Below are 24467 nucleotides of genomic sequence, written 5' to 3' on the forward strand. Positions count from 1 at the left end.
TCATGATTCCTCTGTCAGCCGGAGGATCACCACGCGCTCGGGAAACGATCCCGGCGGCTGCAGTCCGGCCACGGCGAGCGCTCGGCCGCTCAGAACGACGCCCGCGCCCTCCGCGTACCACGGCGGCTCGGTTCGCCCAGGGTCGGGGGTGCCGACGATGACGGGCGCGACACGGTACCGCTTGTCGGGGTCGAGTCCGGGCAGCGTGAACCGCCCACGTGGGGAGACGGCCGAGCGACCCAGGAACGCGAGGAACATCAGCCCTTCCGACTTGTCGGGGGAGACCACCCCGTACACGTGGAGAGTGGGGTCGATCTCGTCGCCGCGGACGAGATCGCCCGCGTGCATCAGCGCGCGATGCTGCTTGTAGAACGCGACCCACGCCGCGAGGTCGCGGTTCTCCTGCTCCGTCGCCTGGGCGAGGTCCCACTCGATGCCGAAGTGGCCGAACACGGCCGTTCCCGCGCGGAAGGACAGCTCGTGCCGCCGGCCGGTGGTGTGATTCACGCCGGATCCGACGTGCGACCCGAGCAGCTCGGCGGGGAGCAGCTGCATCGTCCAGCGGTTCATCTGCTGACGGTCCAGCGGATCGATGCAGTCACTGACCCACACGCGATCGGTCCGCTCGATGACGCCGAGGTCGACGCGCGACCCGCCCGACGCGCACGACTCGATCTCCAGGCCCGGGAATCGGGACTTCAGCTCGTCCATCAGGCGATAAGCGGCGAGCGTCTGCTCGTGAACGCCGGCCGCCCCGGTCGGGAACGTGCCCGCGTCGATCAGGTCTCGGTTGTGATCCCACTTGACGTAGGAGATGTCGTACTCGGCGAGGATGGCCGTCATGCGGTCGCGGATGTGCGCGTACGCCTCTGGGATCGCGAGATTCAGCACTTGCTGATGCCGCGCGCGAATCGGGAGACGCCCGCCGGTCTGCAGGATCCACTCCGGATGCTCCCGCGCCAGGTCGCTGTCTTCGTTCACCATCTCCGGCTCGAACCACAGCCCGAACTCCATGCCGAGGCCTGTGACGTGGTCGATGATGGGCGACAGGCCGTTCGGCCATATGTCCCCATCGACGTTCCAGTCGCCGAGGCCGCGCGTATCGTCGCGGCGCCCCCGGAACCATCCGTCATCGAGGACGTAGCGCTCGACGCCGAGGGCGGCCGCTCTCTCGGCGAGGTCGATGAGCCGACCGAGGTCGTGGTCGAAGTACACCGCCTCCCAGACGTTCAGAGTCACCGGTCGCGGGCGGACAGGATGCGTCGGCCGGGTTCGCAGGAATCGGTGGAAGCGATGTGCCTGATCGTCCAGCCCTTCGCCATACGCGCCGTACACCCAGGGGCCCCGGTACGTCTCGCCCTCCGCGAGACGGATCTCGCCGGGAAGCAGGAGTTCGCCCCCGCCGACCACCTGGAAGCCGAGGAAACGCTCAGCATAGAACCGGTGATTCCCGCTGAACCCGACGTGAACGCCCCAGACCTCGCCCTGTCCGAACCCGAATCCGGGCGTGCCGACGCTGAGGACGAGCGGAGCATCCGCGCCCGGACGACCCTTCCTGCCCTCACGCTCATGGATTCCGGACACCAGCTCTCGTCGCTGCGGCGTGCGTTCCTTGCCCCAGCGGCCCGCGAAGTCCAGGATCTCGCGCGCACGGGAAGGAATCGGCAGTGCGAGGTTCACGTCCGTGAGCGTGTAATCCCCGGATCTGGAATTCCTGACGGACGCTCGCGCGCGCAGCAGGCCGCTCGGTAGGAGCTCGACCTCGAGCGTCAGCGACAACCCGGCCGCATCGTCGCGTGCACGGAAGGTGGCCACGGTCGGACCCGTCTCGATGAGACTCCCGTCGCGGCGCACGTCACCGGTCATCTCGACCTCGACGACCGCGAACTTCGGCGACCAGTCTGCGCCGTTGCGGTGGCCACCGATGCCCGGTTTTCCCTGCCACCCGGCGTGGTGCTCGGGCAGTATCGCGACGCGGATGGGGTCATCGACGACGTTGCCGGCCTGCGAGTCCATCGCGGCCGCGCTGAGTGCGGCGGCGTCCTGGAAACTCTGTCGCCCGAGCGCGGCACCCCAGTGCACGATGGCGGGCACCCGGCCCTGCGTCGCGTCGAGGACAACGCTCACCCCGCCCGCCTCGAGATGGAGGAAGTCGACGTCGGGAGCGTCCCCGTCGATGCGGTTCAGCGTCGTAACGGAGGCGATCGACATGGGAACTCCCTGTGTGCGGCCAAGATCGACAGAAATCTTTTTGTTCCTATGTCCTGACATTATGCTAGGCGGCGGAGGATGCTTCGATCACACCCTCCAGGAAGCTGTGGGACGAAGCATGACCGGAAAGGACTCGGCGTCCTTCGACGTGGTGACCATCGGGCGGATCGGTGTCGATATCTACCCGCTGGAGGACGGCCACCTCGAAGACGTCTCCCGCTTCGGGAAGTACCTGGGCGGCAGTGCCGCCAACGTCGCGGTCGCTGCGGCGCGGCACGGCCTGAACTCCGCGGTCATCACCCGCACCGGCGATGACCCGTTCGGCACCTATCTCCACCGCGAGCTCCTCCGGCTCGGCGTGAGCGACCGGTTCGTCTCCAGGGTGGGAGGTCTGCCGACTCCCGTGGTGTTTTGTGAGCTCTTCCCGCCCGACGACTTCCCGATCTACTTCTATCGCGAGCCCAAGGCACCCGACCTCGTGATCTACGCCTCCGAGCTCGACCTGGACGCGGTCCGCAGCTCGCGCGTCTACTGGTCCACGGTGACCGGCCTCTCGGAGGAACCCAGCCGCGGCGCCCACCATGCGGCGTGGGACGCCCGCGGACGAGCGCCCCTCACCGTGCTCGACCTGGACTACCGCCCACAGTTCTGGGAGCGACGTGAGCTGGCTACCACTGAGGTGGCCCGCGCACTGGAAAAGGTCACGGTCGCGGTCGGGAACCGTGACGAGTGCGAGGTGGCCGTCGGCGAGACCGAGCCGCATCGCGCCGCCGATGCCCTCCTCGAGCGCGGAGTCGAACTCGCGATCGTGAAGCAAGGACCGAAGGGCGTACTGGCCAAGACCCGCGACGAGACGGTCGAGGTGCCGCCCCACCCGGTCGAAGTCGTCAACGGTCTCGGCGCGGGCGACGGCTTCGGCGGCGCCCTCTGCTACGGATTGCTGCAGGGGTGGCCGCTCGAGGACGTCCTCCGCTTCGCCAACGTGGCCGGCGCCATCGTCGCCGGCCGCCGCGAGTGCTCGACCGCGATGCCGACCACCGCCGAGGTACAAAAGATCCTGGGGGGAACGCCGTGATGCCGGCGCTGGATTTCACCGCCCTGCGCGAGATCCGCGCCGCACAGCCGCGCCGCATCCGCGAAGTCCTCGCCGACCGTACGCGGCGGGACCTCATCAGGGGCGACGGGAGGCTCTTCATCGTGGCGGCCGATCATCCCGCCCGCGGAACCCTGAGCGTCGGATCCAACGAGAACGCGATGGCCGATCGCTATGCGCTGCTCGAGCGGCTCGCCGTCGCCCTGTCGCATCCGGGGGTGGACGGCGTCCTCGGCACACCCGACGTGGTCGAGGATCTCGCCCTCCTCGGCCTGCTCGAGAACAAGATCGTCGTGGGCTCGATGAACCGCGGCGGCCTCAAGGGCGCGGCGTTCGAGATGGACGACCGCTACACGGCTTACGACATCGAAGGCATCGTGCGCGACGGGCTCGATTTCGCCAAGAACCTCGTGCGCGTGAACCTCTCCGACCCGTGCACCGCCGACACGCTCGAGGCCACCGCGTGCGCGGTGAGCGAAGCGGCCGACGCCGGCGTGCCGATCATGCTCGAGCCCTTCATGAGCGCGTGGGTCGACGGCAAGATCCGCAACGACCTCTCCCCGGATGCGGTCATCCTCTCCGTCGCGATCGCCTCAGGGCTGGGCAACACGAGCTCCCACACGTGGCTGAAGCTCCCGGTGGTCCCCCACATGGAGAGGGTCATGGCCGCGACGACCCTCCCGACGCTTCTCCTGGGCGGCGACGCGACCGGCAACCTCGACGACACCTTCGAGGCCTGGGAAAAGTCGCTCGCGCTGCCCGGCGTCCGCGGGCTGGTTGTCGGCCGTAGCATCCTGTACCCGCAGAACGACGACGTCGCGTCGGCGGTCGATGTGGCCGCCGCCCTCGTCCACGGCGCCTGAGCATCAGGAGAAGAGCACCATGACCTTTCCCGTCATCGCCCACTGGATCGTCGGCACCACGCCCGACCACCTCCGGTCCCACCCCGCCCAGGTGTAGCCCGCCGCTGCATCCCGCTCATCCGCTCCCACGAAGAGGACTCTCGTGACCCGTACCGCCGGCAGCTGGTTCTACCCTCGCGGGAGTCTCTCCCGGGACGACTGGGAGACCGTGGTCGACTCCACCATCGACCGGTGGAAGCACACGGGTATCCGCGTGGCCGAGCTCGCCGCCACCGCCGAAGTGACGCTGCCGGCGGACTCGGTGGAGCGCCTCATCGTCCCTCTGTCGGGCTCGTTCACCGTCCGATATCGCACGGATGCGGCATCCGACGAGGTCGAGCAGGTCTTGGCCGGCCGCGTCAGCGTGTTCGAGGGCCCCACCGACGTGCTGTATCTCCCGATCGCGACCGAGGCGGTCGTGGCCGGCCGAGGTCGGGTCGCGGTGGCGGAGGCTCCGGCCACGATCGCGCACCCGCCCGCCTACATCCCGGCAGCGAGCGTGCCCGTGGAGCTCCGCGGCTCCGGCCGGTCGAGCCGTCAGGTGCACAACTTCGGCACTCCGTCCGCGCTCTCTGCAGATCGCCTCATCGTGTGCGAGGTGATCACCCCGGCGGAGAATTGGTCGAGCTACCCGCCGCACAAGCACGATGAGTCGCTCCCGGGGAAGGAGTCCCGGCTCGAGGAGATCTACTACTTCGAGACGGCGGTGACCCGCGGTGCCGCCGCCGGGCGCGAGGCGTCGGCCTTCGGGTACATGCGCACCTATTCCTCGCCGGCCGGCGCGATAGACACACTCGCGGAGGTGCGCACCGGCGACGTCGCGCTGGTGCCGTTCGGCTGGCACGGGCCGTGTGTCGCGGCTCCCGGTTACGACCTCTACTACCTCAACGTGATGGCCGGACCCGATGCCGAGCGCACGTGGCTGATCACCGACGACCCTGCCCATGCCTGGGTTCGACAGACGTGGGCCGGCCAGAAGGTGGACGGGCGGCTTCCCTACACATCCGCGACCCGTACCTCGACGGAGGAGTCTGCATGAGCACCCGGCGAATGACCGTCAGCCAAGCGCTGGTGGAATTCCTCACCCACCAGTGGACCGTCGACGGCGATCACCGCGAGCGCACCATCGCCGGGACGTTCGGCATCTTCGGCCACGGCAACGTCGCCGGCATCGGTCAGGCCATCGCACAGCTGTCGCGTGATGATCCCTCCCGCATGCCGTACCACCAGGCCCGCAACGAGCAGGCGATGGTGCACGAGTCGGTGGCGTACTCGCGGATGACGCGGCGCCGGTCCACGTTCGCCTGCGCGGCATCCGTCGGCCCCGGGGCCACCAACATGCTCACCGGTGCGGCGCTGGCAACCATCAACCGGCTGCCGGTCCTGCTCCTGCCCTCGGACACCTTCGCCACGCGCGTGGCCGACCCCGTGCTCCAGCAGTTGGAGCTTCCGCACGATGCGAGCATCAGCGTGAACGACGCCTTCAAGCCCCTGTCCCGGTTCTTCGACCGCGTTCAGCGACCCGAACAGCTGTTCTCCGCTGCTCTGGAGGCGATGCGTGTGCTCACCGACCCGGCCGAGACGGGAGCGGTCACGATCGCCCTTCCCGAAGACGTCCAGGCCGAAGCCCTCGACGTGCCCGCAGAGTTCCTCGCCGACCGGGAGTGGCGCATCCGCCGGCCCCGGCCCGACCGTGGCGCGATCGCCGACGCGGTCCGCGCCATCCGCATGTCGTCGCGTCCCCTGATCATCGCCGGCGGAGGCGTCATCTATTCGGATGCGGCGGCCGCGCTCCGCGATTTCGTCGAGGCCACGGGCATCCCGGTCGGTGTCTCCCAGGCGGGCGTCGGCTCGCTGTCCTGGGACCACCCGCAATACCTCGGTTCAGTCGGGGCCACCGGCACGACCGCCGCCAATCGCGCGGCCGCGCAGGCCGATCTCATCATCGGCATCGGCACGCGGTTCAGCGACTTCACCACCGCCAGTCGCACCGCGTTCCGGCATCCGGATGTGCGTTTCGCCACCATCAACGTGGCGTCGTTCGACGCGTTCAAGCACGGCGGCAGCATCCCGATCGTCGCCGATGCGCGGGAAGCGATCACGGAACTTGCCGCCGCGGTCGAGGGCTACCGCGTGGATGAGGCCTATCGCGCCGAGTACTCTCGCGACAAGCGCGCCTGGGATGACGTGGTCGATCAGGCCTTCGTCCCCCGGGGCCTGGACCTGCCGAGCCAGACCGAGATCATCGGCGCGGTGCAGGAGGCCACCGATCCGCGCGACGTCGTCGTCTGCGCCGCCGGGTCGCTCCCCGGCGACCTGCACAAGCTGTGGCGCGTGCGCGACGATCTCGGCTACCACGTGGAGTACGGCTATTCCACGATGGGTTACGAGATCGCGGGAGGCATCGGCGTAGCACGGGCCGACCCGACGCGGGACGCCATCGTGATGGTCGGCGACGGTTCGTACCTCATGATGCACACCGAGATCGTCTCCGCGGTCGCGGAGGGCATCAAGGTGATCATCGTGCTCATCCAGAACCACGGGTACGCGTCCATCGGGCATCTCAGCGAGGACGTGGGCTCGCAGCGTTTCGGCACTGTATTCCGTTACGCGGGCGACGGCGATGGGATGCTTCCGGTCGATCTCGCCGCCAACGCCGAGAGCCTCGGCATCCCGGTGATTCGGGTCGCACGCGGGCCGAACGCCGTCTCAGACCTCTCCGCTGCCGTCTCGACCGCCAAGTCCTCAAACCGCGCCACGCTGATCCATGTCGAGAGCGACCCTCTCCTCTACTCGCCCGATGGGGAGGGATGGTGGGACGTGCCGGTGGCGGAGGTCTCCACGCTCGAGAGCACGCGCCACGCCCGCGACGACTACGTCGAGCGGAAGAAGGAGCAAAGGCGGTATCTCGGGCCCGCGTGACGCGTCGCCGGCGACGACTACTTGTCGACGAGCGTGATCTCGAACGAGTACAGGTCCGGGCGGTAGGCGTGGTGGCCGTATTCGACCGCACGGCCCGAATTGTCGTAGGCGGTGCGATCCATCGTGAGCACCGCGTCGTTCCGGTCGATCTGCAGCAGGGCGCTCTCCGCCGGGGTGGCGCGCCGCGCGCCGATGTTCTGGCGGGCCACGCGGATGGCCACGCCCCGGCCGCGGAGCACCTGGTACAGGCCGTGCGCGGCGAGGTCGGACTCGCTGACGTCGGAGAGGGCCTCCGGAAGATAGTTCTCGAGGATCGCCAGCGGCACACCGTCGGCGCATCGGACCCGCTGGAGGTGAAGGACGGGTGAATCCACCTCGACGTCCAGTCGCTCCGCCACCCGCGCGGGCGCTCCGATGATCTCGTGCACGAGGATCTCGGTGGTGGGCGCCCGGTTCTCACTGGCGAGGTCCTCGTAAAGACTCGTCAGTTCGACTTTGCGCGTCACCTGCCCATGCACGACCTGGGTTCCGATCCCCCGCCGCCGTACGAGAAGCCCCTTGTCCACGAGGTCCTGGATGGCGCGGCGGATGGTCGGGCGCGAGAGGCCGAGCCGCTCCCCGAGGGCCACTTCGTTCTCGAGTCGCGACCCGGGGGGCAGCCGACCATCGAGGATGGCACCTTCGATGCGGGTGGCGACCTGGAAGTACAGCGGTATCGGCCCCGACCGGTCCAGATCCATGAACAGGGCGCTCGGGAGGTTCTGCGCCAGCTGTTGCACGGGTTCTCCAGATCGAGGGGTGACGTCGTCACACGTGAATATGTATGAACAATCTTAATCAGGACGGCGAATCGGCCCGTGGAGCAAGGGGTTCGCGCGTGTAATAGTCGACCAGTCCTTCACCGGACGTCAGCACCGGGCGGTCGAACTCCCCCCGGAGGTACATCGGCGTGACCTGGTACGCCTCCCGGGCGCGCTCGGGACGCGCCCACAGCACGCCATTCGCTATCACCCGCTGAATCTCGGGCTGGTGGTAGACCGGGTAGATCTCGTCGCCGGGGCTGAAGTAGAACACGCGGCCGTAGCCGCGGCGGTAGGTGATCCCGCTCCGGAACACCTCCCCGCCGGAATAGCTGCTGATGAACACCAGCTCGTCGGGCTCGGGGATGTCGAAGAATTCGCCGTACATCTCCTGCTGCGGGATAACGAGCGGCTGCGGTACACCCTGGGCGATGGGATGCCGCGGGGCGACAGTCCACACGATCTCTCGGTCGCCACCGTCGTTGCGCCACCGCAGGCTGCAGGTCGTCCCCATGAGGCGTCGGAAGATCTTCGAGTGGTGCCCCGAGTGCAGCACGATGATGCCCATGCCCTCCAGGACGTGGCGTTGGATGCGCTCGACCACCTGGTCGTCGACCTCGTCGTGCGCGGTGTGTCCCCACCACAGCAGAACGTCGGTCGCGGCGAGCACCTCTTCGCTCATCCCGTGCTCCGGCTCATCCAGGACGTGCGTCGAGACGTTCACGGCATCGCCGAGGAGCGAGGTGATCCCGTCGGCGATGGTGGTGTGCATCCCTTCGGGGTAGATGCCACGGACCACAGGGTTCACCTGCTCGTGCCGGTTCTCCCCCCAGACGACGACGCGGATCGGTGTAGTGCTGGTCATCGGAGGCCCCCTGCGGCGGTCGGGGCCGGAGCGGAGCCCCAGGCCGGTGTGGCGATGCCGTCGGCGGCGCTGGCCCACGAGCGCAGTTCATCGGCGACGTCGGAAGCGTGCTCGTCGATGAGAGCCTGCGCAAGCGCGTCCTCGAGCAGGTCGGCGACGACCACGCGCTCGCCGCCGCGATCGCTGCTGCGGATGGCGGCCTCGACCATGGCAAGGCTGCGCACGTTCAGGCGCACCTCGTTCTGCGGTGTCGTACCGGTGCGCAGGGAGGTGACGAACTCCTCCAGCGATCCTTCGATGCCCTCGCGGTGGTGCGGCGTCTCGACGATGATTCCCTCCCCGTCGACGCGCACGACGTCCTCTCCATCCCAGGACGCAGCGCCGCGCTCCGCGTGGACGCGCCAGTCGGCGTTCCACGAGGTCTGATGGCCCGGCGTGCAGCGGCTGCCGGCGTAGACGAAGCGTGCCCCCGACGCGAGTTCGACTTCGGCGGATGCGGCAGCATCGCCGGCGTACCAGCTCCACGGCGGGTTCCAGGTGCTGCACCGGACGGCGACGGGCTCGTCGCCGGTGACGAAGCGAAGCTGATCGAAGTGGTGGATAGACATATCCACGAGCAGGGGGTGGGCCATCTGCTCGCGGAATCCCGGCTCGTGATCCGCATGGAAGAACTGCGCGGTGACGGCGCCGAGCGGTCCGAGCCTCCGCACGGCCGCACGGAACGCGGTGAGGTGCGTGAAGTACCGGCGGTTCTGGCTCACCATGAGGAGGTTGCCGGTGAGATCCGCGAGCGCGACCTGGCGGAGCGCCTCGGCCACGGTGGGTGCGAGCGGCTTCTCGCACAGCACGGGAAGGCCCGCCCGCAGCGCCTCCTCGTTGACGACGCGGTGGGCCTGAGGGACGGTGACGTTGATCACCGCGGCGGCACCCGTGCGCTCGGCGACATCGACCAGGGACGAGCCCACGACCGCGGTGTTGAGGCCCGCCGCTGCCGCCGCCGCGGCCGCGAGGTCGACGTCCAGGTCGACCACGCCGACGGGCTCCGCGTGCGGCGAGGCCGACAGCATCCGGATCCACGCGCCGCCCATCGCGCCGGCGCCGACCACGACGACCGGGAGACGGGGTGCGGGCGCGCTGGAGGAGCCCGTGCGATCGGTCATTATCGCGTCATCCCTTCAGCGCGCCGCCGAGGCTCGAGCGGAGCAGGTGCCGGCGCACGAGGACGTAGAGCAGAGCAGGTGGCAGGACGTACACGATGGCGCTCGCGGCCAGCAGACCCCAGTCGACCTGGTTGTGCTCGCTGAAGGCTCGGAATAGCCCGATCGACAGCGGATACAGGTCGGAGCTCTGCAACATCACGAGGGGGGTCAGGAAGTCGCCCCAGATGTTCATGAAGGCCAGCATCGCCGCAGCACCCAGGCCCGGCCCCACCAGAGGCAGCACGATCCGACGGATCGCCTGCAGGCGCGAGTTTCCGTCCACCCAGGCGGCCTCCTCGAGTTCGATGGGCACCGCGTCGATGGTGCCCTTCAGCAGCCACAGCGTGATCGGGAGCTGAAGCACCGCCTCGACGAGGATGAGTCCGAAGAGGCTGTTGGTGAGCTTCAGGTTCACCATGATCAGGTAGAGCGCGACGATCGTGGCCGGCGCGGGGATGACGCGGATCAGCAGGATGCCGAACATGAACGTGCGCCGACCGCGGAAATCGAAGCGCGAAAGCGCATATCCGCCGGCCAGGCCCAGCGCGAGATTCAGCGCCGTTCCGCCGATACCGATGATGAGGCTGTTCAGGAGCAGTCGCGGCGTCCCGGCCTCGGTGAAGAAACGCACGAAGTTCTCCAGGGACAACGTCGGCCACTGCACGTTCGGTCCGGCGTTCGCGTCGACCGCACTGAAGACCACCCAGGCGAACGGGACGAGGCAGAACACCGCCATCAGCACGATGAGGATGTAGCCCAGTGTCCGCTGGATCACCTGAGCGGTGCTGAGCGGGCGCCGGCGCATGCGCGGCGCAGCCTCTGCAGGGGCCGCTGCGGACAACACGGTCGGGGCAGCCATGTCAGACCTTCACCTTCGAGAGCCGGACGTAGACGAGCCCGAGGACCAGCACGATCACCAGCAGGATGATCGACGCGGCGCTACCGATGCCCACCTGGGAGAACTGCAACGCGCGCTCGTAGATGTAGATGGCAGCCAGCTGCGTACGATCGCCGGGGCCTCCCTGCGTGAGGAAGTACACCAGGCCGAATACGCCTACGGTACTGATGGTCGTGAGCAGCAGATAGAGGAACACCGGCCCGCGGATCAACGGCAGGGTGACGTAGCGGAACACCTGCGTGGCGCGTGCACCGTCGATGCGGGCCGCCTCGATCAGTTCGGCCGGCACGTCCTCGAGCGCGGCCTGGAACATGATCATGGCGAACGCGACGCCTCGCCAGATGTTGATGATGATGATCGACGCCATCGGGACGGTCTGCAGCCAGTCGGTGGGTTCGGCCCCGAACAGGCCCGTCAGCTGGTTGAGGGTGCCCGACGAATTGTTCGACAGCACGCTCGCCCAGGTGAGGGAGGCTACGACCTCGGGAACCACCATCGGCATCAGCACCGCGGCCCCGAAGACGCCCTTGCCGCGCAGCCACGGCCGGCTGAGGAGGATCGCCGCGATCATCCCGAGGACGGTCTGGCCGATGATGGCCGAGTAGAGGACGAACTCGCCGGTGCGCCCCACCGAGCCGAGGAAGTCTCCGTTCGTCAGCAGGTAGACGAAATTGTCCAACCCGACGAACTGCGGGTTTCGCGCCGCGAATCCGGTCAGCTGCGTGTTCGTGAGGCTGAGGTAGAGGCTGTACACGGCCGGGGCGACGATGAACACCGTGATGAGCAGCGCGGAGGGTGCGAGCAGGAGGAGGACGAGCGGCCAGGTCCGCCGCCCACGCCGGCGTCGCGACGGCGGCGCGGAGGCCGCCGTCGGGACCGGCATTTCGAGAACCGACGACACTACTACTGGACCAGGTTGGGACCGAGCAGGTCCGTCGCTTCCTCGACGAACGCCTCGTGGGCCTGCTCACCGGTCGCCTCTCCCGTGAGGATGAGCTCGGTGGCGGTGGCGATCGCCTGCGAGATCTGGTCGGAGCCGTCACCGGTCACCACGAACAGCCCGCTGGCCATGTCCTCCGCGGCTTCCAGCAGCTTGGGCTCGTCCGAGTACGGCGCGACCTCGGCCATGTCGTCGCGCGGGGCGGCAGCGCCGGAAACTACGAGCTGCCGGGCGAGCGGTTCACCGCTGGAGAGGTACTGGGCGAGGAGCATCGCCTCGTCCTTGTGCTCGGAGCTCTCCGGGATCGCGTAGCCGAATCCCATGCCGCTCCATACGAACGGCTCGTCACCGTCGCGCAGCCCGGGATACATCCACGTGTCGACGTTCGTCTCCAGATCGGGGATCGGGGTCGCCCCCTCAGGGCCCCAGTCGAACTTCCAGCCCCACGTGCCCTGCGCGGCCACCTGGATCTCGCCAGCCGGGAACTTGTCGTACTTCGTGGGCTCCCACGGGTTCGGGTTGAGCAGATCCTGAGTGGGCAGGAGCTCATTGGTCACGAGCTGCTCGTAGAGGTCGAACACGGCGCGGAAGCCCTCGCTCTCCAGGTTCCACGTGCCGCTCTCGAGGTCGTAGTAGTCCTGGGCGGTACCGCCGAGGATCGGCTGGAAGCCCTCGCTCCACGTGCCGCCGCCCCACGCGGTTCCAGCGGGGATGACGATCGGCTCTCCGCCGGTGAGCTGCTTCACTTCGACCAAGCGCGCGATGAGGTCGTCCCACGTCTCGGGCTGAGCCGTGTCGACACCGAGCTCGGTGAGCACGTCCAGGCGGTAGAAGAGGTTCTGTACGCCACTGTCGTGCACGAGGGCGTAGATGTTGCCGTCCTGGCGCACCATCGCCTCCTGGAACTGCGGATACCAGTGATCCCAGCCGTCCCATTCCTCGAGGTAGTCATCGAGGGGCGCGAGGTAGCCCGCGCCGGCGAATCCCGCGACCATGTTGTCGCCGATGTCGATGAGGTCGGGAGCCTCGCCCGCGATCAGCTGCTGCGTGATCTGGGTCCGGAACTGCTCATCGGTGAGCTCGTCGCCGATCAGCTCGACCTGGAGGTCCCGTCCCTGTTCGGCCATGGCCGCCTCGAACCCTGGAATCTCCTCCCGGAGCGCCTCGATGCGGGACTCCTGATACTCCACGACCGTGATCGTGACCGAGCCGTCACCACTGTCGGCGGAGCACGCGGCCAATGCACCTCCGGCGACAATGGCCGTGACGGCTGCGGACAACACCCGGGTGCGCTTCAATGCGGTGCCTCTCTCTCCGCTCACCCCCGCCGGCTGCTTTGCCGACTGGTCGGGAGGAACGATGACGTAATGTTAGGACATACGCATCATGGGTGTCAACGCTCGTCAGCGCTCGCCACGAACGGGCCCAACACGGCCGGAGGGCACTCTCCGGGACCCCTGCCGTTCTGTCGCCTCGATCGGTAAATCACGGCCCCGCGACCCCGTCACCTCGGGCGTTTCCGCGGTAGGCCTCCGACGTCGACGCAGACGCCGCCCAGCTGAGGAGCGGTCCCGTGCCGCCAAATGACGAAAGGGCCCCTTTCGGGACCCTTCGCCGTACTGTGCGCGAGGGGGGACTTGAACCCCCACGCCCTTGCGGGCACTGGCACCTGAAGCCAGCGCGTCTACCTATTCCGCCACTCGCGCGAGACGCAGCATCCTGCGTACTCAACCTGCCGAGGATATCACGGCTCCGCGCGCCACTCGCAAAGCCGCTACCGGGGTCACCCTGCGCAAAATTCAGGAGATTCCGGCATCCAAGCCGCCCTTAGGGCTCCTCGACCGGCGTGTCTCCTGAGTTTTGAACGGCGGATGCCCGGCGCCGTGCACCAGCCGACACCCCCAACCCCGGATGGCCGCCACCCCGCCCGCTGCGCAAAACTCAGGAGATTCCGGCATCCAAGCCGCCCTTAGGGCTCCTCGACCGGCGTGTCTCCTGAATTTTGAACGGCGGATGCCCCGCCCGGGGCGTCGGCGGCTCCCCGGCGCGGAACGGCCGCGGAACGCCGCGGAGCGGCGGATGCGCCGGCCGAGGCCCGAATCGGCAGCCCAGGGCGGCGTCCATGGGTCCCCCAGGCGTGCTGACTACGATGTACCCACTGGTCTGCCTGCCTGAAGGAGTCTCGTGGGACTACTCGACAGTTTCGAGAAGGGTCTCGAACGCGCTGTCAACAGCGCGTTCGCGAAGACCTTCCGCAGCGGCATACAGCCCGTGGAGATCGCCTCCGCCCTGCGGAGCGAGCTCGACAAGAAGTCCGCGGTGGTCAGCCGCGACCGCATCCTCGCCCCGAACACGTTCGTGGTGCACCTGGCTTCGGCCGACGATGAGCGGATGCAGTCGCTGGGCACGGCACTCGGCGACGAGCTCGACACCCTGGTGCAGACGCACGCCCGCACGCAGGGCTACTCCTTCGCCGGCCCGGTCACGATCACGCTGAAGCGGGATGAGTCGGTGGCCACCGGCACGCTGCGGGTGGAGTCCTCCACCACCGCCGGCACGGTGTCCTGGCGCGGCGTCGTCGACGTCGACGGCCAGCGCCATCAGCTCACGAAGGCGCGCACCGTGATCGGTCGCGGTAGCGACGCCGACATCACGCTGCCCGACTCGGGCACGAGCCGCCGCCATGTGGAGATCCTGTGGGACGGCGAGCGCGCGATGGTGCGCGACCTGGGCTCCACCAACGGCACGCAGCTGGACGGCCGGAAGGTGACCGAGGCTCCGCTCCCGCCGGATTCCACCGTCCGGATCGGGCGCACCGACATCGTCTTCCGCGTCGTGCCCCAGGCCGTCTCCGCACCGCCCCGCCGCCCGGTCTCCGACGCGACGCGCGCGTTCGGCGTGAACGAGGGAGGGCCCAGGGCGTGAGCGAACTCACCCTCCTGCTGCTGCGCATCGGATTCCTGCTGCTGCTGTGGTTCTTCGTCTTCGCGGTGGTGTACTCGCTGCGCGCCGACCTGTTCGGCGTGAAGGTGCGGAAGCTCCCCGAGCCCGCCGCAGCCGGCGGCCCGGTCCCCTCCAGCGGTCCCGGCGATGCCACCGAAGCCGTCAGCCGTCCCGCCCCGGCGAGGACCAGGGATGCGGCACCCGGAGGCAACGCGACCACGAGCACGGTCTCGCGCATCGTCATCACGAGTGGTCCGAAGGCGGGGGTCGAGTTGCCCCTGGGGACCGAGCCGCTGACGATCGGCCGCTCCAGCGAGTCGGCGCTGGTCATCCGCGATGACTACACCTCCAGTCATCACGCGCGGCTGGTGCTGTGGGGCGACAAGTGGATGATCCAGGATCTGGATTCCACCAACGGGACATTCCACGACGGCACCCGCGTGGCAACCCCGGTCCCGGTGAAGATCGGCGCCCCCATCAAGGTGGGCGCGACGACCTTCGAGCTGCGGAAGTAGCTCCCGGGATCCCCATGGTCTTTCAGGGCTCGAGCGCCGCCATCTCGCACACCGGCAAGGTGCGCTCCAACAACCAGGATTCCGGCTACGCCGGGTCGAACCTCTTCGTCGTCGCCGACGGAATGGGCGGCCACGCCGGCGGAGACGTCGCGTCGAGCCTCGCAATCTCACGCCTGGCGATCCTGGATCAGCCGTTCAGCTCGACCTCCGAAGCCGAACGGGCGCTGCGCGACTCGATCGCCGACACCGCCACGGAACTCATCGAGACGGTCGGGCGTCGCCCCGAGCTGGCCGGCATGGGCACCACGGTGAGCGCACTGGTCATGGTCGACGACTACGCCGTCATCGGCCACATCGGCGATTCACGCATCTACCTGTTCCGCGACGGCGCGCTCACCCAGATCACCACCGACCACACCTTCGTGCAGCGGCTGGTCGACTCCGGCCGGATCACCCCGGAAGAGGCGCGGTACCACCCTCGGCGCTCGGTGCTCATGCGGGTCCTCGGCGACATGGACCCCGACCCCGAGGTCGACACGTTCATCATGCCGACCCAGCCCGGTGACCGCTGGCTGCTGTGCTCCGACGGGCTGTCGGGGGTGCTGGATGACGCGCACACGGCCAAAGCTCTCGGCCAGGGCCTGGCCCCGGGCCGCACGGCCGACACCCTGCTCAAGCAGGCGCTGGACGGCGGGGCACCCGACAACGTCACGATCGTGATCGTCGACGTCGGCGGGCAGCATCCGCTCTTCCTCGGAACTCCGACCATCGTCGGATCGGCGTCGAATCCGATCGGCGTGGAGGTGCCGGCAGCCCGCCCCGGACGCAGCGGCTGGCTGCACCCGAACCGGCAGGCAGCGAACGAGCCGACCCACTTCGAACCGGATGCGGAGTTCCTCGAGGAGCTCATCGAAGAAGATCGGCGCCGCTCACGCCGACGTCGCGCCGGGTGGATCATCGGGCTGCTCCTCGTGCTCGCCGCCCTCGCCGCCGCCCTGGCGATCGGGTACAACTGGACGCAGACCCGCTATTTCATCGGCGCCGACGACGACACGGTCGTCGTCTTCCGTGGCATTCAGCAGTCGCTCGGGCCGATCTCACTGTCGACGCCACACGAAGACACGGGCATCGCGCTGGCCGACCTCCCCGACTTCGAGCGGGCAACCGTGGAGAACACCATCAACGCCCGGTCGCTCTCCGACGCCGAACTCATCGTCGAGCGTCTCCGCGTCACGGCGGAGAGGGACCGATGACCACCCCGCCGATCGCCCGCACCGCCCCGCCGGCCGACGGCGTGAGCGCCGACACCGCGGTGCTGCGAGCCCTCCGCCGCATCCGCGTCCCGCAGACCCAGCGCAACCGCGAGCTGGCGCTGCTGCTGTTCGCGCTCGTCCTCAACGCCGGCGCGGTGACTCTCGTCGATCTCGGCACGGGCCGGACCCCCGGCACGGATGTGTTCGTCTACGGCGGCATCCCCGTCGTCCTGGCGCTCGCGCTGCACATCGTGCTGCGACTGCGGGCGCGGGACGCCGACCCGTTCGTCCTGCCCATCGCCACGCTCCTCACCGGGCTCGGCATGGCGGAGATCTACCGCATCGACATCGCGCGCGACCACATGGGGTGGGATGCGTCGTCCACGCGCCAGCTCGTATGGTCGGGCATCGCGATCGGCGGCGCCATCCTCGTGGTGATCTTCCTGCGCAACTACCGGGTGCTGTTCCGCTACACCTACCTCTTCGGGCTGGGGGGCGTGCTGCTGCTGCTCCTCCCGTTCGTCCCGGGCCTGGGCACCGACCAGAACGCCGACGTGTGGGTGTCGGTCGGCGGGCTCTTCCAGTTCCAGCCGGGCGAGCTGGCGAAGATCGCCCTGGCGATCTTCTTCGCCGGCTACCTGGTGCGTACCCGGGAGAGCCTCGCGTCGGTGGGCACCCGGTTCCTGTGGATGACGTGGCCGCGAGCGCGCGAGCTCGGCCCCCTGCTGGTGATCTGGCTCATCTCCCTCGGGATCATCGTGCTCCAGCGCGACCTCGGCACGGGGCTCCTCATGTTCGGCATGTTCGTGGCGATGCTCTACGTGGCCACCGGCAAGACCAGCTGGGTGCTCATCGGCGTGGTCCTCGCCGCCGCCGGCGCCTTCCTGGCATCGCGCGTGCTCCCCTACGTCGGCGCCCGCTTCGCCAACTGGCTGGATGCGTTCAACCCCGACCTGATCAACGGCAGCAGCTACCAGCTCGTGCAGGGGATCTTCGGCCTCGCTCAGGGTGGCCTCATCGGTACGGGGCTCGGCCAGGGCCGGCCCTATCTCACACCGCTGTCGCAGAGCGACTACATCCTCCCGAGCCTCGGCGAGGAGCTCGGACTCGCGGGGGTCTTCGCGATCCTGTGCCTCTATATGGTGTTCGCCAGCCGCGGGGTGCGGATCGGCCTGGCCGGTCAGGACGACTTCGGCAAGCTCCTGGCCACGGGCCTGTCTTTCACGATCGCACTTCAGGTGTTCATCATGGTCGGCGGCGTCACGCGCCTCATCCCGCTGACGGGTCTGACGACCCCGTTCCTCACCGCGGGCGGATCGTCGCTGATCTCCAACTGGCTCATCGTCGCCCTCCTGCTGCGCATCTCCGATGCCGTGCGCAGCCGACCCCGGGTGGTGATCGGTTGACATGACGAAAGAACTCAGACGACTCAGCATCCTGATGCTGGCGATGTTCCTGGCCCTGTTCGCATCGACCAGCGTCATCCAGGTGGTGCAGGCCGAGGACCTCGCCCGGAACTCCGCCAACACGCGCGCGCTGTACGACTCGTATGAGGTGCAGCGCGGATCGATCCTCGCCGGGGGCACCGCCATCGCCTCGTCCACGCCCTCCGACGACGTCTACAGCTGGCAGCGCGTGTACGTGGATGCCGACATGTGGGCCCCGGTCACCGGCTACATCAACCCCGTCCTCGGCTCAGCCACGGGGCTCGAGCAGTCGATGAACCAGGTGCTCAGCGGCACGGCGGGTTCGCAGTTCCTCTCCCGCCTGGACCGCATCGTCACCGGTCAGCCGCCGCGCGGCTCCAACGTCGAGACCTCGCTCGACCCGGCCGTGCAGCGTGCCGCGTACGACGCGCTGTCGGGTCTGGAGGGGGCCGTTCTCGCGATCGAACCCGACACCGGACGGGTCCTCGCCATGGCCAGCACCCCGAGCTTCGACACGAACGCCCTCGCCTCCCACGACACGGAGGCGGTCGAGGCGACCTACGACGCACTCGTGGCCGACGAGGCCGACCCGCTGGCCAACCGCGCCATCGGCGGTGCCCTGAATCCGCCGGGCTCCACGTTCAAGCTGGTCGTGGTCTCGGCGGCGCTCGCCTCCGGCCAGTACACGCCCGAATCGACGCTCCCCAACCCGGCGATCTACCAGCTGCCGCAGTCCTCGCGCACGGTTCGCAACGCCAGCGGCGGAACCTGCGGCCCCGGCGAGGAGGTCACCATCGCGGAGGCGCTGCGGCTCAGCTGCAACATCCCGATGGCGGAGCTCGCCGTCCGCCTCGGCGATGACGCCATCCGCGACGAGGCGGAGAGGTACGGCTTCAACCGCTCCTTCGAGCTTCCCCTGACATCGACGGCCTCGACGTATCCGAGCGGACTGGATGACGCGCAGACGGCGCTGACCGGATTCGGCCAGGGACAGGTGACCGCGACGCCGCTGCAGATGGCGATGGTCTCGGCAGGGATCGCCAACGGCGGGACGGTCATGAATCCACGGATGGTCGACGCGGTCATCGGCCCCGATCTGACGGTCCAGGAGACCGTCGAGAGCACCGAGTTCGGGAGGGCCCTCGAGGAGGACCTCGCGGGTCAGCTGGCGCGGATGATGGTCGCCAATGTCAGTGACGGTGCCGCCTCCGGTGCAAGAATAGACGGGGTCGAGGTGGCCGGTAAGACGGGCACCGCGGAGAACGGCGACCGCCCGTACACGCTGTGGTTCACCGGCTTCGCCCCGGCAGTTGATCCGCAGGTCGCCGTCGCGGTGGTCATCGAAGCGGGCGGCGGACAAGGACAGTCGGGAAGCGGGAACACCATCGCCGCTCCTATCGCGAAGAAGGTCATGGAGGCGGTGCTGGGAAGATGAGACCGACACAGGGTGTGACCTTCGGTGGACGCTACGAGCTGGAGTCGCGGGTCGCGATCGGCGGCATGGGCGAGGTGTGGGAAGCCACCGACCACGTCATCGGCCGTACGGTGGCGATCAAGATCCTCAAAGACGAGTACATGGGCGACCCGGGCTTCCTGGAGCGCTTCCGCGCCGAGGCCCGCCACGCCGCGCTCGTCAACCACGAGGGCATCGCGAGTGTGTTCGACTACGGCGAGGAGGCCGGCAGCGCCTTCCTCGTCATGGAGCTCGTCCCGGGTGAAGCGTTGTCGACGATCCTCGAGCGCGACGGGTCGCTCTCCACCGACCAGACGCTGGACATCGTCGCTCAAACGGCAGCCGCCCTCCAGGCCGCTCACGCGGCAGGTCTCGTGCACCGCGACATCAAGCCCGGGAACCTGCTGATCACGCCCGACGGACGCGTGAAGATCACCGACTTCGGCATCGCCCGCATCGCCGACCAGGTGCCCCTCACGGCCACCGGCCAGGTCATGGGCACCGTGCAGTACCTCTCTCCCGAGCAGGCGTCGGGTCACCCGGCATCACCCGCCACCGACATCTACTCCCTCGGCATCGTGGCATACGAATCCCTCGCCGGCCGGCGGCCCTTCACGGGGGAGTCGCAGGTGGCGATCGCGATGGCGCAGATCAACGAGCAGCCGCCTCCGCTGCCGTCGACCGTGCCCGAGCCCGTCCAGCGGCTCGTGATGGCGATGATCACGAAGAAGCCCGAGGAGCGCCCGGCCTCGGCCGCCGCGGTCTCCCGGGCGGCAGCGGCGCTTCGCCGTGGCGATCTGTCGGCCGCCATCGCGGCGGTGCCCGCCATCGGGGGCGCGTCCGCCGCCGATGAGGTCACGCAGCTCCTCACCGCGGGCGCCGACACGGCGGCCGCCACGCGACTGCTGCCCTCCCCCACGGTGATGACGACGGCGGAACACACCGAGGAGGATGCAGCGACGCAGAAGCGCAAGCGCAGCCGCTGGACCTGGCCGCTGGTCGCCCTCGTCGGACTGCTCCTTCTCGTCCTGGCCGGCACGCTGATCGCTTTCTTCGTCAACCAGGAGCCGGCGGCTCCCGCGCCGTCGACCAGCGCGCCGAGCACACCGCGACCGTCGCAGAGCTCTGCAGCGCCATCGCCGACCTCCAACCGCATCGATGTCGACGCACTCGGGCTGTTGGGACAGGACTGCGACACGGCAATCTCCATCGCTGAGGAGGCGGGCGTCGAATCCGTCTCCTGCACCATCGCGGATCCCGCCCCCACGGCGGAGCAGGTGGGCCTCGTCTACCGAATCGACCCGCGCGGCTCCATCGAGCCCTCGCAGCAACTCACGCTCACTGTGTACGGGGATCAGATCGCCCTCCCCCAGCCGTCCGCGCCCAGCCTTCCCGAAACGGTGGATCCCGGCGCCAGCGCGCAGGTCACCTGGGGCGGCTACAACTGCCCCGCCGGCACCGGCTCGGTCAGCTCATACAACCTGACCGCCACGAACGGCACGTTCTCGACCAACGGCCAATCGTCGGCCGCCTTCACGCCGAACGCCCGCAACGCAGATATCACTGTGAGCAGCGCCGCCAGCGAAACCCTCATCGTCACATATACCGTGACGTGCTCGGGCGGTGACGGTCAGCAGCGCGATTCCGGCCCATCACCCGAGGCGAACGCGCCCATTGCGGAGGAACCGGCCCCCACTCCCACTCAGTCCCCAACGACGAACGGATAAGCTGAGCCCTTGTTCCACCACCGGGGGAGTGCACCGTGACGACCGAGCCGCGCGTGCTGTCCGGCCGCTACCGCGTCGATGAGCTCATCGGCCGTGGCGGCATGGCCAGCGTCTTCCGCGGTTACGACGTCACGCTCGGCCGCGAGGTCGCGATCAAGATCCTGCGGCGCGATCTGGCCGAGGACGCGACCTTCCGCACCCGATTCCGCCTCGAGGCCCAAGCAGCCTCGCGCATGGCGCACCCGGCCATCGTCCGGGTGTTCGACGCCGGCGAGGACTCCGAGATCGGCTCCGACGGTGAACCCCACCCGGTGCCCTACATCGTGATGGAACTGGTCCACGGCAAGCTGCTGAAGGACATCATCGACGAGGGCCCCGTGCCCGAAAACGATGCCCGCCGCTATGTCGACGGCATCCTCGAGGCTCTGGAGTTCTCCCACCGCGCCGGAGTCGTGCACCGCGACATCAAGCCCGGCAACGTCATGGTCACCGACGCCGGTCAGGTCAAGGTGATGGACTTCGGCATCGCCCGGGCCGTCTCGGACTCGTCCTCGACCGTGGCCGAGACCACGACGATCCTCGGCACCGCGGCGTACTTCTCACCCGAGCAGGCCAAGGGCGAGCCGGTGGATGCCCGCGCCGACCTCTACTCGGCCGGGGTCGTGCTCTACGAACTCCTCACCGGTCGGCAGCCGTTCCGGGGCGAGTCCCCGGTGGCGGTGGCCTACCAGCACGTCAGCGAAGCGCCGATCCCGCCGTCGGAGATCACCGACACCGTCTCGCGGGCCTTGGACGCCGTCGTGCTCCGCGCCCTGGCGAAGGATCCCTTCCAGCGCTTCCCGGATGCGGCGACGTTCCGGGCAGCCCTCGAGGCCACCGTCGAGGGGAAACAGCCCAGTAAGCGTCAGCTCGGCGCGCTCACCAGTGAGCTGTACGGGCCGAATCCCCGCCAGGCGGCCGAAACCGCCCGGTCGTTGCGCCAATTGAGCACCGACACGACCATGCGCCGTACGCAGTCCGGACCACCGGTCGCGTGGATCTGGTCGGGCGTCGCGCTGCTGGCGGTGCTCCTGGTCTCCGTGCTCATCTGGACCATGTCGATCCGCACCGGCACCACCGAGGTTCCCGGCGAGGCTCGCGTGGTCCCCGATGTCACCGACGTCGCGTGGGAGCGTGCCGATGAGCTCCTGACTGCCGAAGACCTCGTCGCTGTCCGGGTGGACGAGCCGAGCGAGACCGTGGCCGTCGGAAACGCGATCCGAACCGAGCCGGGGGTGGGGGTCTCGGTCGCCCCGGGCGACCAGATCACGGTGTACGTCTCACGCGGCGAGGAGACGGGGGTCGTGCCCGCCCTCACGGGGATCCCCGAGGAGTCCGCGCGTCAGGCCCTGTCCGACGCCGGGCTCGTCGTCGGAGCCATCCGCCAGCGCAACGACCCGAACGCCGCGGCCGGAACCGTGCTGGAAGCCGAACCGCCGGAGGGTTCGTCCGTGCCGCTGGGAACGGCGGTGAACCTCGTGGTCTCCACCGGCCGCGTGGTGATCGTCGACTACACCGGGTACACGCTCGACGCGGCGACCCGCCAGCTCGAGAGCCCCGACATCGGGCTGACGGTCCTCTCCGCGGAGGATCCCTCCTGCGCAGCGGCGGCCCCGCCGACCGTCGCGGGTCAGTCGATCGGCCCGGGTGAGGTGCCGATCCATTCGGAGATCACGCTCACCGTCTGCTCGGGGCCGTAACCGCTCCGCCGGGATGCAGCGCACCGCCGCGCTCATCGGCCCCCGCCATCCCGGCCGACGCCAGCCAGTTGCCCAGGAGCCGGTGACCGCCTTCGGTGAGGATGCTCTCCGGGTGGAACTGCACGCCCACGATCGGTGCGGTGCGATGGGCGATTCCCATGATCACGCCCGACTCGGCCACGGCCGTCACCACGAGCGCGTCGGGCAGCGACTCCGGCACGATCGTCAGCGAGTGATAGCGCGTGGCCGTCAGCGGCTGCGGCAATCCGGCGAAGACCCCCGAACCGTCGTGGTCGACGAGCGAGGTCATCCCGTGCATCAGCTCAGGGGCGTGCGCGACCGTCGCCCCGAACGCCACGCCGATGGCCTGATGGCCGAGGCAGACCCCCAGGAGCGGGACGCCGGCATCCGCCGCCGCGCGCACCATGGCGATGGACGCGCCCGCGTGGCCGGGGTCTCCCGGGCCGGGCGAGACGAGCACGGCGTCCGCGCTGCGCACGACGGATGCGGCGTCCTCCGGGTCGATGGCGTCGGCTTCGACGAGGGCGACCTCCGCGCCGAGTTCTCGCACGTACCCGGCGAGGGTGTGCACGAAGCTGTCGTGGTTGTCCACCACGAGCACGCGGAACCCGGTCACTGGACGGTGACGTCCTGGGGGTTCACGTACTGGCTGACCCACGGGAAGGCCCAGAAGAACAGGCCGTACACGACGGCGGCGATCAGGACGATCAGGATCAGGACGCGGATCCACCACGGGCCCGGAAGCACACGCCACAGTGCGCCGTACATCAGCTCGCCGCCTCGGTCAGGGCCGCCGGCGGCTGGCCGGCTGAGCGCGGTGTGAAGGACTCGAACAGACCGTAGGCGACGATCCGCTCGGTCATGGCGTACATGGGGCTGCAGCTGGTCAAGGTGATGTATCGCTCTCCGGCGGGGACGTCGGGCTTTCGGGGCACGTCCAGCAGCACGTCGACAGCGTCGGGCGTGACGTACTCCAGGGTGCGGAAGCGGTAGGTGTACCAGCCATCGGGCGTCTCCACGACGATGGGATCGCCCACCTGCAGATCGGCGATCCGGTTGAACGGCTTGCCGAATGTCGTGCGGTGCGCCGCCAGGGCGAAGTTCCCCACATCGCCGGGCATGGCGGCATCCGGATAGTGGCCGATGCCGATCGGATCCAGCGTCCGCGCACGGCTGACGCCCCCCGCGATGGGCATGGCGTAATCGGCGCCGAACCGCGGGATGTGCATCACACCGAATTCCTCAGCATCCGCCGGCTGGGGCAGCACCACCGGGTCCACCGCGACAGCGTCGGTGGGCGTCTCCGGCGTCTCCGGCTGGTCGGCCGGTACCTCCGGGGTGTACTGCTGCTCCCACTGCTCGGAGAGCTCGGACCCGGCCTGGTTCTTCTCGGCCGCGTAGATGACGTCGCCGATCCACATCTGCCAGGCCACATAGAGCAGCACGACAACGCCGACGGTGATGAGCAGCTCGCCGAGGACGCCGACGACCGAGACACGCCGGCGCGGTCGCGGGCGTCGCGCACGCCGGGTTCCCGATTCCACGGTCGTCTGCACGGT

Annotated in this window: 22 protein-coding genes and 1 tRNA gene; 11 read left to right on the plus strand and 12 right to left on the minus strand. The window is 68.9% G+C overall.

Going from position 1 to position 24467, the window contains the following annotated elements:
- Nucleotides 1-2211: an alpha-galactosidase gene (locus AC2DFQ_RS11900; RefSeq protein ID WP_484534041.1), complete on the minus strand. Its 2211-nt coding sequence runs from the start codon at nucleotides 2209-2211 to the stop codon at nucleotides 1-3.
- A 118-nt stretch (nucleotides 2212-2329) separates the two neighbouring features.
- Here AC2DFQ_RS11900 and iolC point away from each other — a divergent pair, with 118 nt between their 5' ends.
- The gene (gene iolC, locus AC2DFQ_RS11905; protein WP_484534042.1) at nucleotides 2330-3286 is read left to right on the plus strand and encodes a 5-dehydro-2-deoxygluconokinase; all 957 of its coding nucleotides are present in this window, start codon (nucleotides 2330-2332) and stop codon (nucleotides 3284-3286) included.
- Entirely contained in the window at nucleotides 3286-4167 is an 882-nt protein-coding gene (locus AC2DFQ_RS11910; protein ID WP_484534043.1) for a class I fructose-bisphosphate aldolase, read from the plus strand. Before iolC ends, AC2DFQ_RS11910 begins: the two co-directional genes overlap by 1 nt.
- Before the next feature lie 3 nt (nucleotides 4168-4170).
- Here AC2DFQ_RS11910 and AC2DFQ_RS11915 read toward each other — a convergent pair whose 3' ends face one another.
- Nucleotides 4171-4296: a hypothetical protein gene (locus AC2DFQ_RS11915; protein WP_484534044.1), complete on the minus strand. Its 126-nt coding sequence runs from the start codon at nucleotides 4294-4296 to the stop codon at nucleotides 4171-4173.
- Nucleotides 4297-4309: 13 nt separating this feature from the next.
- Here AC2DFQ_RS11915 and iolB point away from each other — a divergent pair, with 13 nt between their 5' ends.
- Entirely contained in the window at nucleotides 4310-5245 is a 936-nt protein-coding gene (iolB, locus tag AC2DFQ_RS11920; protein ID WP_484534045.1) for a 5-deoxy-glucuronate isomerase, read from the plus strand.
- Nucleotides 5242-7128 (plus strand): 3D-(3,5/4)-trihydroxycyclohexane-1,2-dione acylhydrolase (decyclizing), encoded by a 1887-nt coding sequence (iolD, locus tag AC2DFQ_RS11925; RefSeq protein WP_484534046.1) that lies wholly within the window; start codon nucleotides 5242-5244, stop codon nucleotides 7126-7128. Before iolB ends, iolD begins: the two co-directional genes overlap by 4 nt.
- Before the next feature lie 17 nt (nucleotides 7129-7145).
- Here iolD and AC2DFQ_RS11930 read toward each other — a convergent pair whose 3' ends face one another.
- The 7 genes from AC2DFQ_RS11930 to AC2DFQ_RS11960 form a co-directional block, all read right to left on the minus strand.
- The gene (locus AC2DFQ_RS11930) at nucleotides 7146-7907 is read right to left on the minus strand and encodes a GntR family transcriptional regulator (RefSeq protein ID WP_484534047.1); all 762 of its coding nucleotides are present in this window, start codon (nucleotides 7905-7907) and stop codon (nucleotides 7146-7148) included.
- A gap of 58 nt (nucleotides 7908-7965) precedes the next feature.
- The gene (locus AC2DFQ_RS11935) at nucleotides 7966-8793 is read right to left on the minus strand and encodes a ThuA domain-containing protein (protein ID WP_484534048.1); all 828 of its coding nucleotides are present in this window, start codon (nucleotides 8791-8793) and stop codon (nucleotides 7966-7968) included.
- On the minus strand, nucleotides 8790-9953 hold the full coding sequence (locus AC2DFQ_RS11940) for a Gfo/Idh/MocA family protein (protein WP_484534049.1): 1164 nt from the start codon (nucleotides 9951-9953) through the stop codon (nucleotides 8790-8792). Before AC2DFQ_RS11940 ends, AC2DFQ_RS11935 begins: the two co-directional genes overlap by 4 nt.
- A 7-nt stretch (nucleotides 9954-9960) precedes the next feature.
- Nucleotides 9961-10851: a carbohydrate ABC transporter permease gene (locus AC2DFQ_RS11945; RefSeq protein WP_484534050.1), complete on the minus strand. Its 891-nt coding sequence runs from the start codon at nucleotides 10849-10851 to the stop codon at nucleotides 9961-9963.
- Nucleotide 10852: 1 nt separating this feature from the next.
- Entirely contained in the window at nucleotides 10853-11773 is a 921-nt protein-coding gene (locus AC2DFQ_RS11950; RefSeq protein WP_484534051.1) for a carbohydrate ABC transporter permease, read from the minus strand.
- 20 nt (nucleotides 11774-11793) lie between these two features.
- Complete coding sequence (locus AC2DFQ_RS11955) at nucleotides 11794-13152, minus strand: ABC transporter substrate-binding protein (RefSeq protein WP_484534052.1); 1359 nt, start codon at nucleotides 13150-13152, stop codon at nucleotides 11794-11796.
- A gap of 300 nt (nucleotides 13153-13452) precedes the next feature.
- Nucleotides 13453-13536: transfer RNA gene (locus AC2DFQ_RS11960), tRNA-Leu, on the minus strand.
- Nucleotides 13537-14014: 478 nt separating this feature from the next.
- Here AC2DFQ_RS11960 and AC2DFQ_RS11965 point away from each other — a divergent pair.
- Genes AC2DFQ_RS11965 through pknB form a run of 7 tightly spaced genes read left to right on the plus strand, consistent with a single transcriptional unit; the run spans nucleotide 14015 to nucleotide 22887 of the window.
- Nucleotides 14015-14755, plus strand: a complete 741-nt coding sequence (locus AC2DFQ_RS11965; RefSeq protein WP_484534053.1) for an FHA domain-containing protein — start codon at nucleotides 14015-14017, stop codon at nucleotides 14753-14755.
- Nucleotides 14752-15288, plus strand: a complete 537-nt coding sequence (locus tag AC2DFQ_RS11970) for an FHA domain-containing protein FhaB/FipA (RefSeq protein WP_484510698.1) — start codon at nucleotides 14752-14754, stop codon at nucleotides 15286-15288. The genes AC2DFQ_RS11965 and AC2DFQ_RS11970 overlap by 4 nt, the downstream gene beginning before the upstream one ends.
- Before the next feature lie 14 nt (nucleotides 15289-15302).
- A complete protein-coding gene (locus tag AC2DFQ_RS11975; RefSeq protein WP_484534054.1) occupies nucleotides 15303-16541 on the plus strand; it encodes a PP2C family protein-serine/threonine phosphatase in 1239 nt (412 codons plus the stop codon).
- Nucleotides 16538-17947 carry an FtsW/RodA/SpoVE family cell cycle protein gene (locus AC2DFQ_RS11980; RefSeq protein ID WP_484510696.1) on the plus strand — a complete coding sequence of 470 codons (1410 nt, stop codon included), beginning with the start codon at nucleotides 16538-16540 and terminating at the stop codon, nucleotides 17945-17947. Before AC2DFQ_RS11975 ends, AC2DFQ_RS11980 begins: the two co-directional genes overlap by 4 nt.
- Before the next feature lies 1 nt (nucleotide 17948).
- Nucleotides 17949-19403: a peptidoglycan D,D-transpeptidase FtsI family protein gene (locus AC2DFQ_RS11985; protein ID WP_484510695.1), complete on the plus strand. Its 1455-nt coding sequence runs from the start codon at nucleotides 17949-17951 to the stop codon at nucleotides 19401-19403.
- The gene (locus AC2DFQ_RS11990; RefSeq protein WP_484534055.1) at nucleotides 19400-21148 is read left to right on the plus strand and encodes a serine/threonine-protein kinase; all 1749 of its coding nucleotides are present in this window, start codon (nucleotides 19400-19402) and stop codon (nucleotides 21146-21148) included. Before AC2DFQ_RS11985 ends, AC2DFQ_RS11990 begins: the two co-directional genes overlap by 4 nt.
- Before the next feature lie 35 nt (nucleotides 21149-21183).
- Nucleotides 21184-22887, plus strand: a complete 1704-nt coding sequence (pknB, locus tag AC2DFQ_RS11995; protein ID WP_484510693.1) for a Stk1 family PASTA domain-containing Ser/Thr kinase — start codon at nucleotides 21184-21186, stop codon at nucleotides 22885-22887.
- Here pknB and AC2DFQ_RS12000 read toward each other — a convergent pair.
- Genes AC2DFQ_RS12000 through AC2DFQ_RS12010 form a run of 3 tightly spaced genes read right to left on the minus strand, consistent with a single transcriptional unit; the run spans nucleotide 22865 to nucleotide 24464 of the window.
- On the minus strand, nucleotides 22865-23524 hold the full coding sequence (locus AC2DFQ_RS12000; RefSeq protein WP_484534056.1) for an anthranilate synthase component II: 660 nt from the start codon (nucleotides 23522-23524) through the stop codon (nucleotides 22865-22867). The genes pknB and AC2DFQ_RS12000 overlap by 23 nt on opposite strands.
- A complete protein-coding gene (locus AC2DFQ_RS12005; protein ID WP_484510691.1) occupies nucleotides 23521-23676 on the minus strand; it encodes a hypothetical protein in 156 nt (51 codons plus the stop codon). Before AC2DFQ_RS12005 ends, AC2DFQ_RS12000 begins: the two co-directional genes overlap by 4 nt.
- A complete protein-coding gene (locus AC2DFQ_RS12010) occupies nucleotides 23676-24464 on the minus strand; it encodes a class E sortase (RefSeq protein ID WP_484534057.1) in 789 nt (262 codons plus the stop codon). Before AC2DFQ_RS12010 ends, AC2DFQ_RS12005 begins: the two co-directional genes overlap by 1 nt.
- Nucleotides 24465-24467: the final 3 nt, after the last annotated feature.

This window comes from Microbacterium sp. Z11_20 (assembly GCF_057197605.1).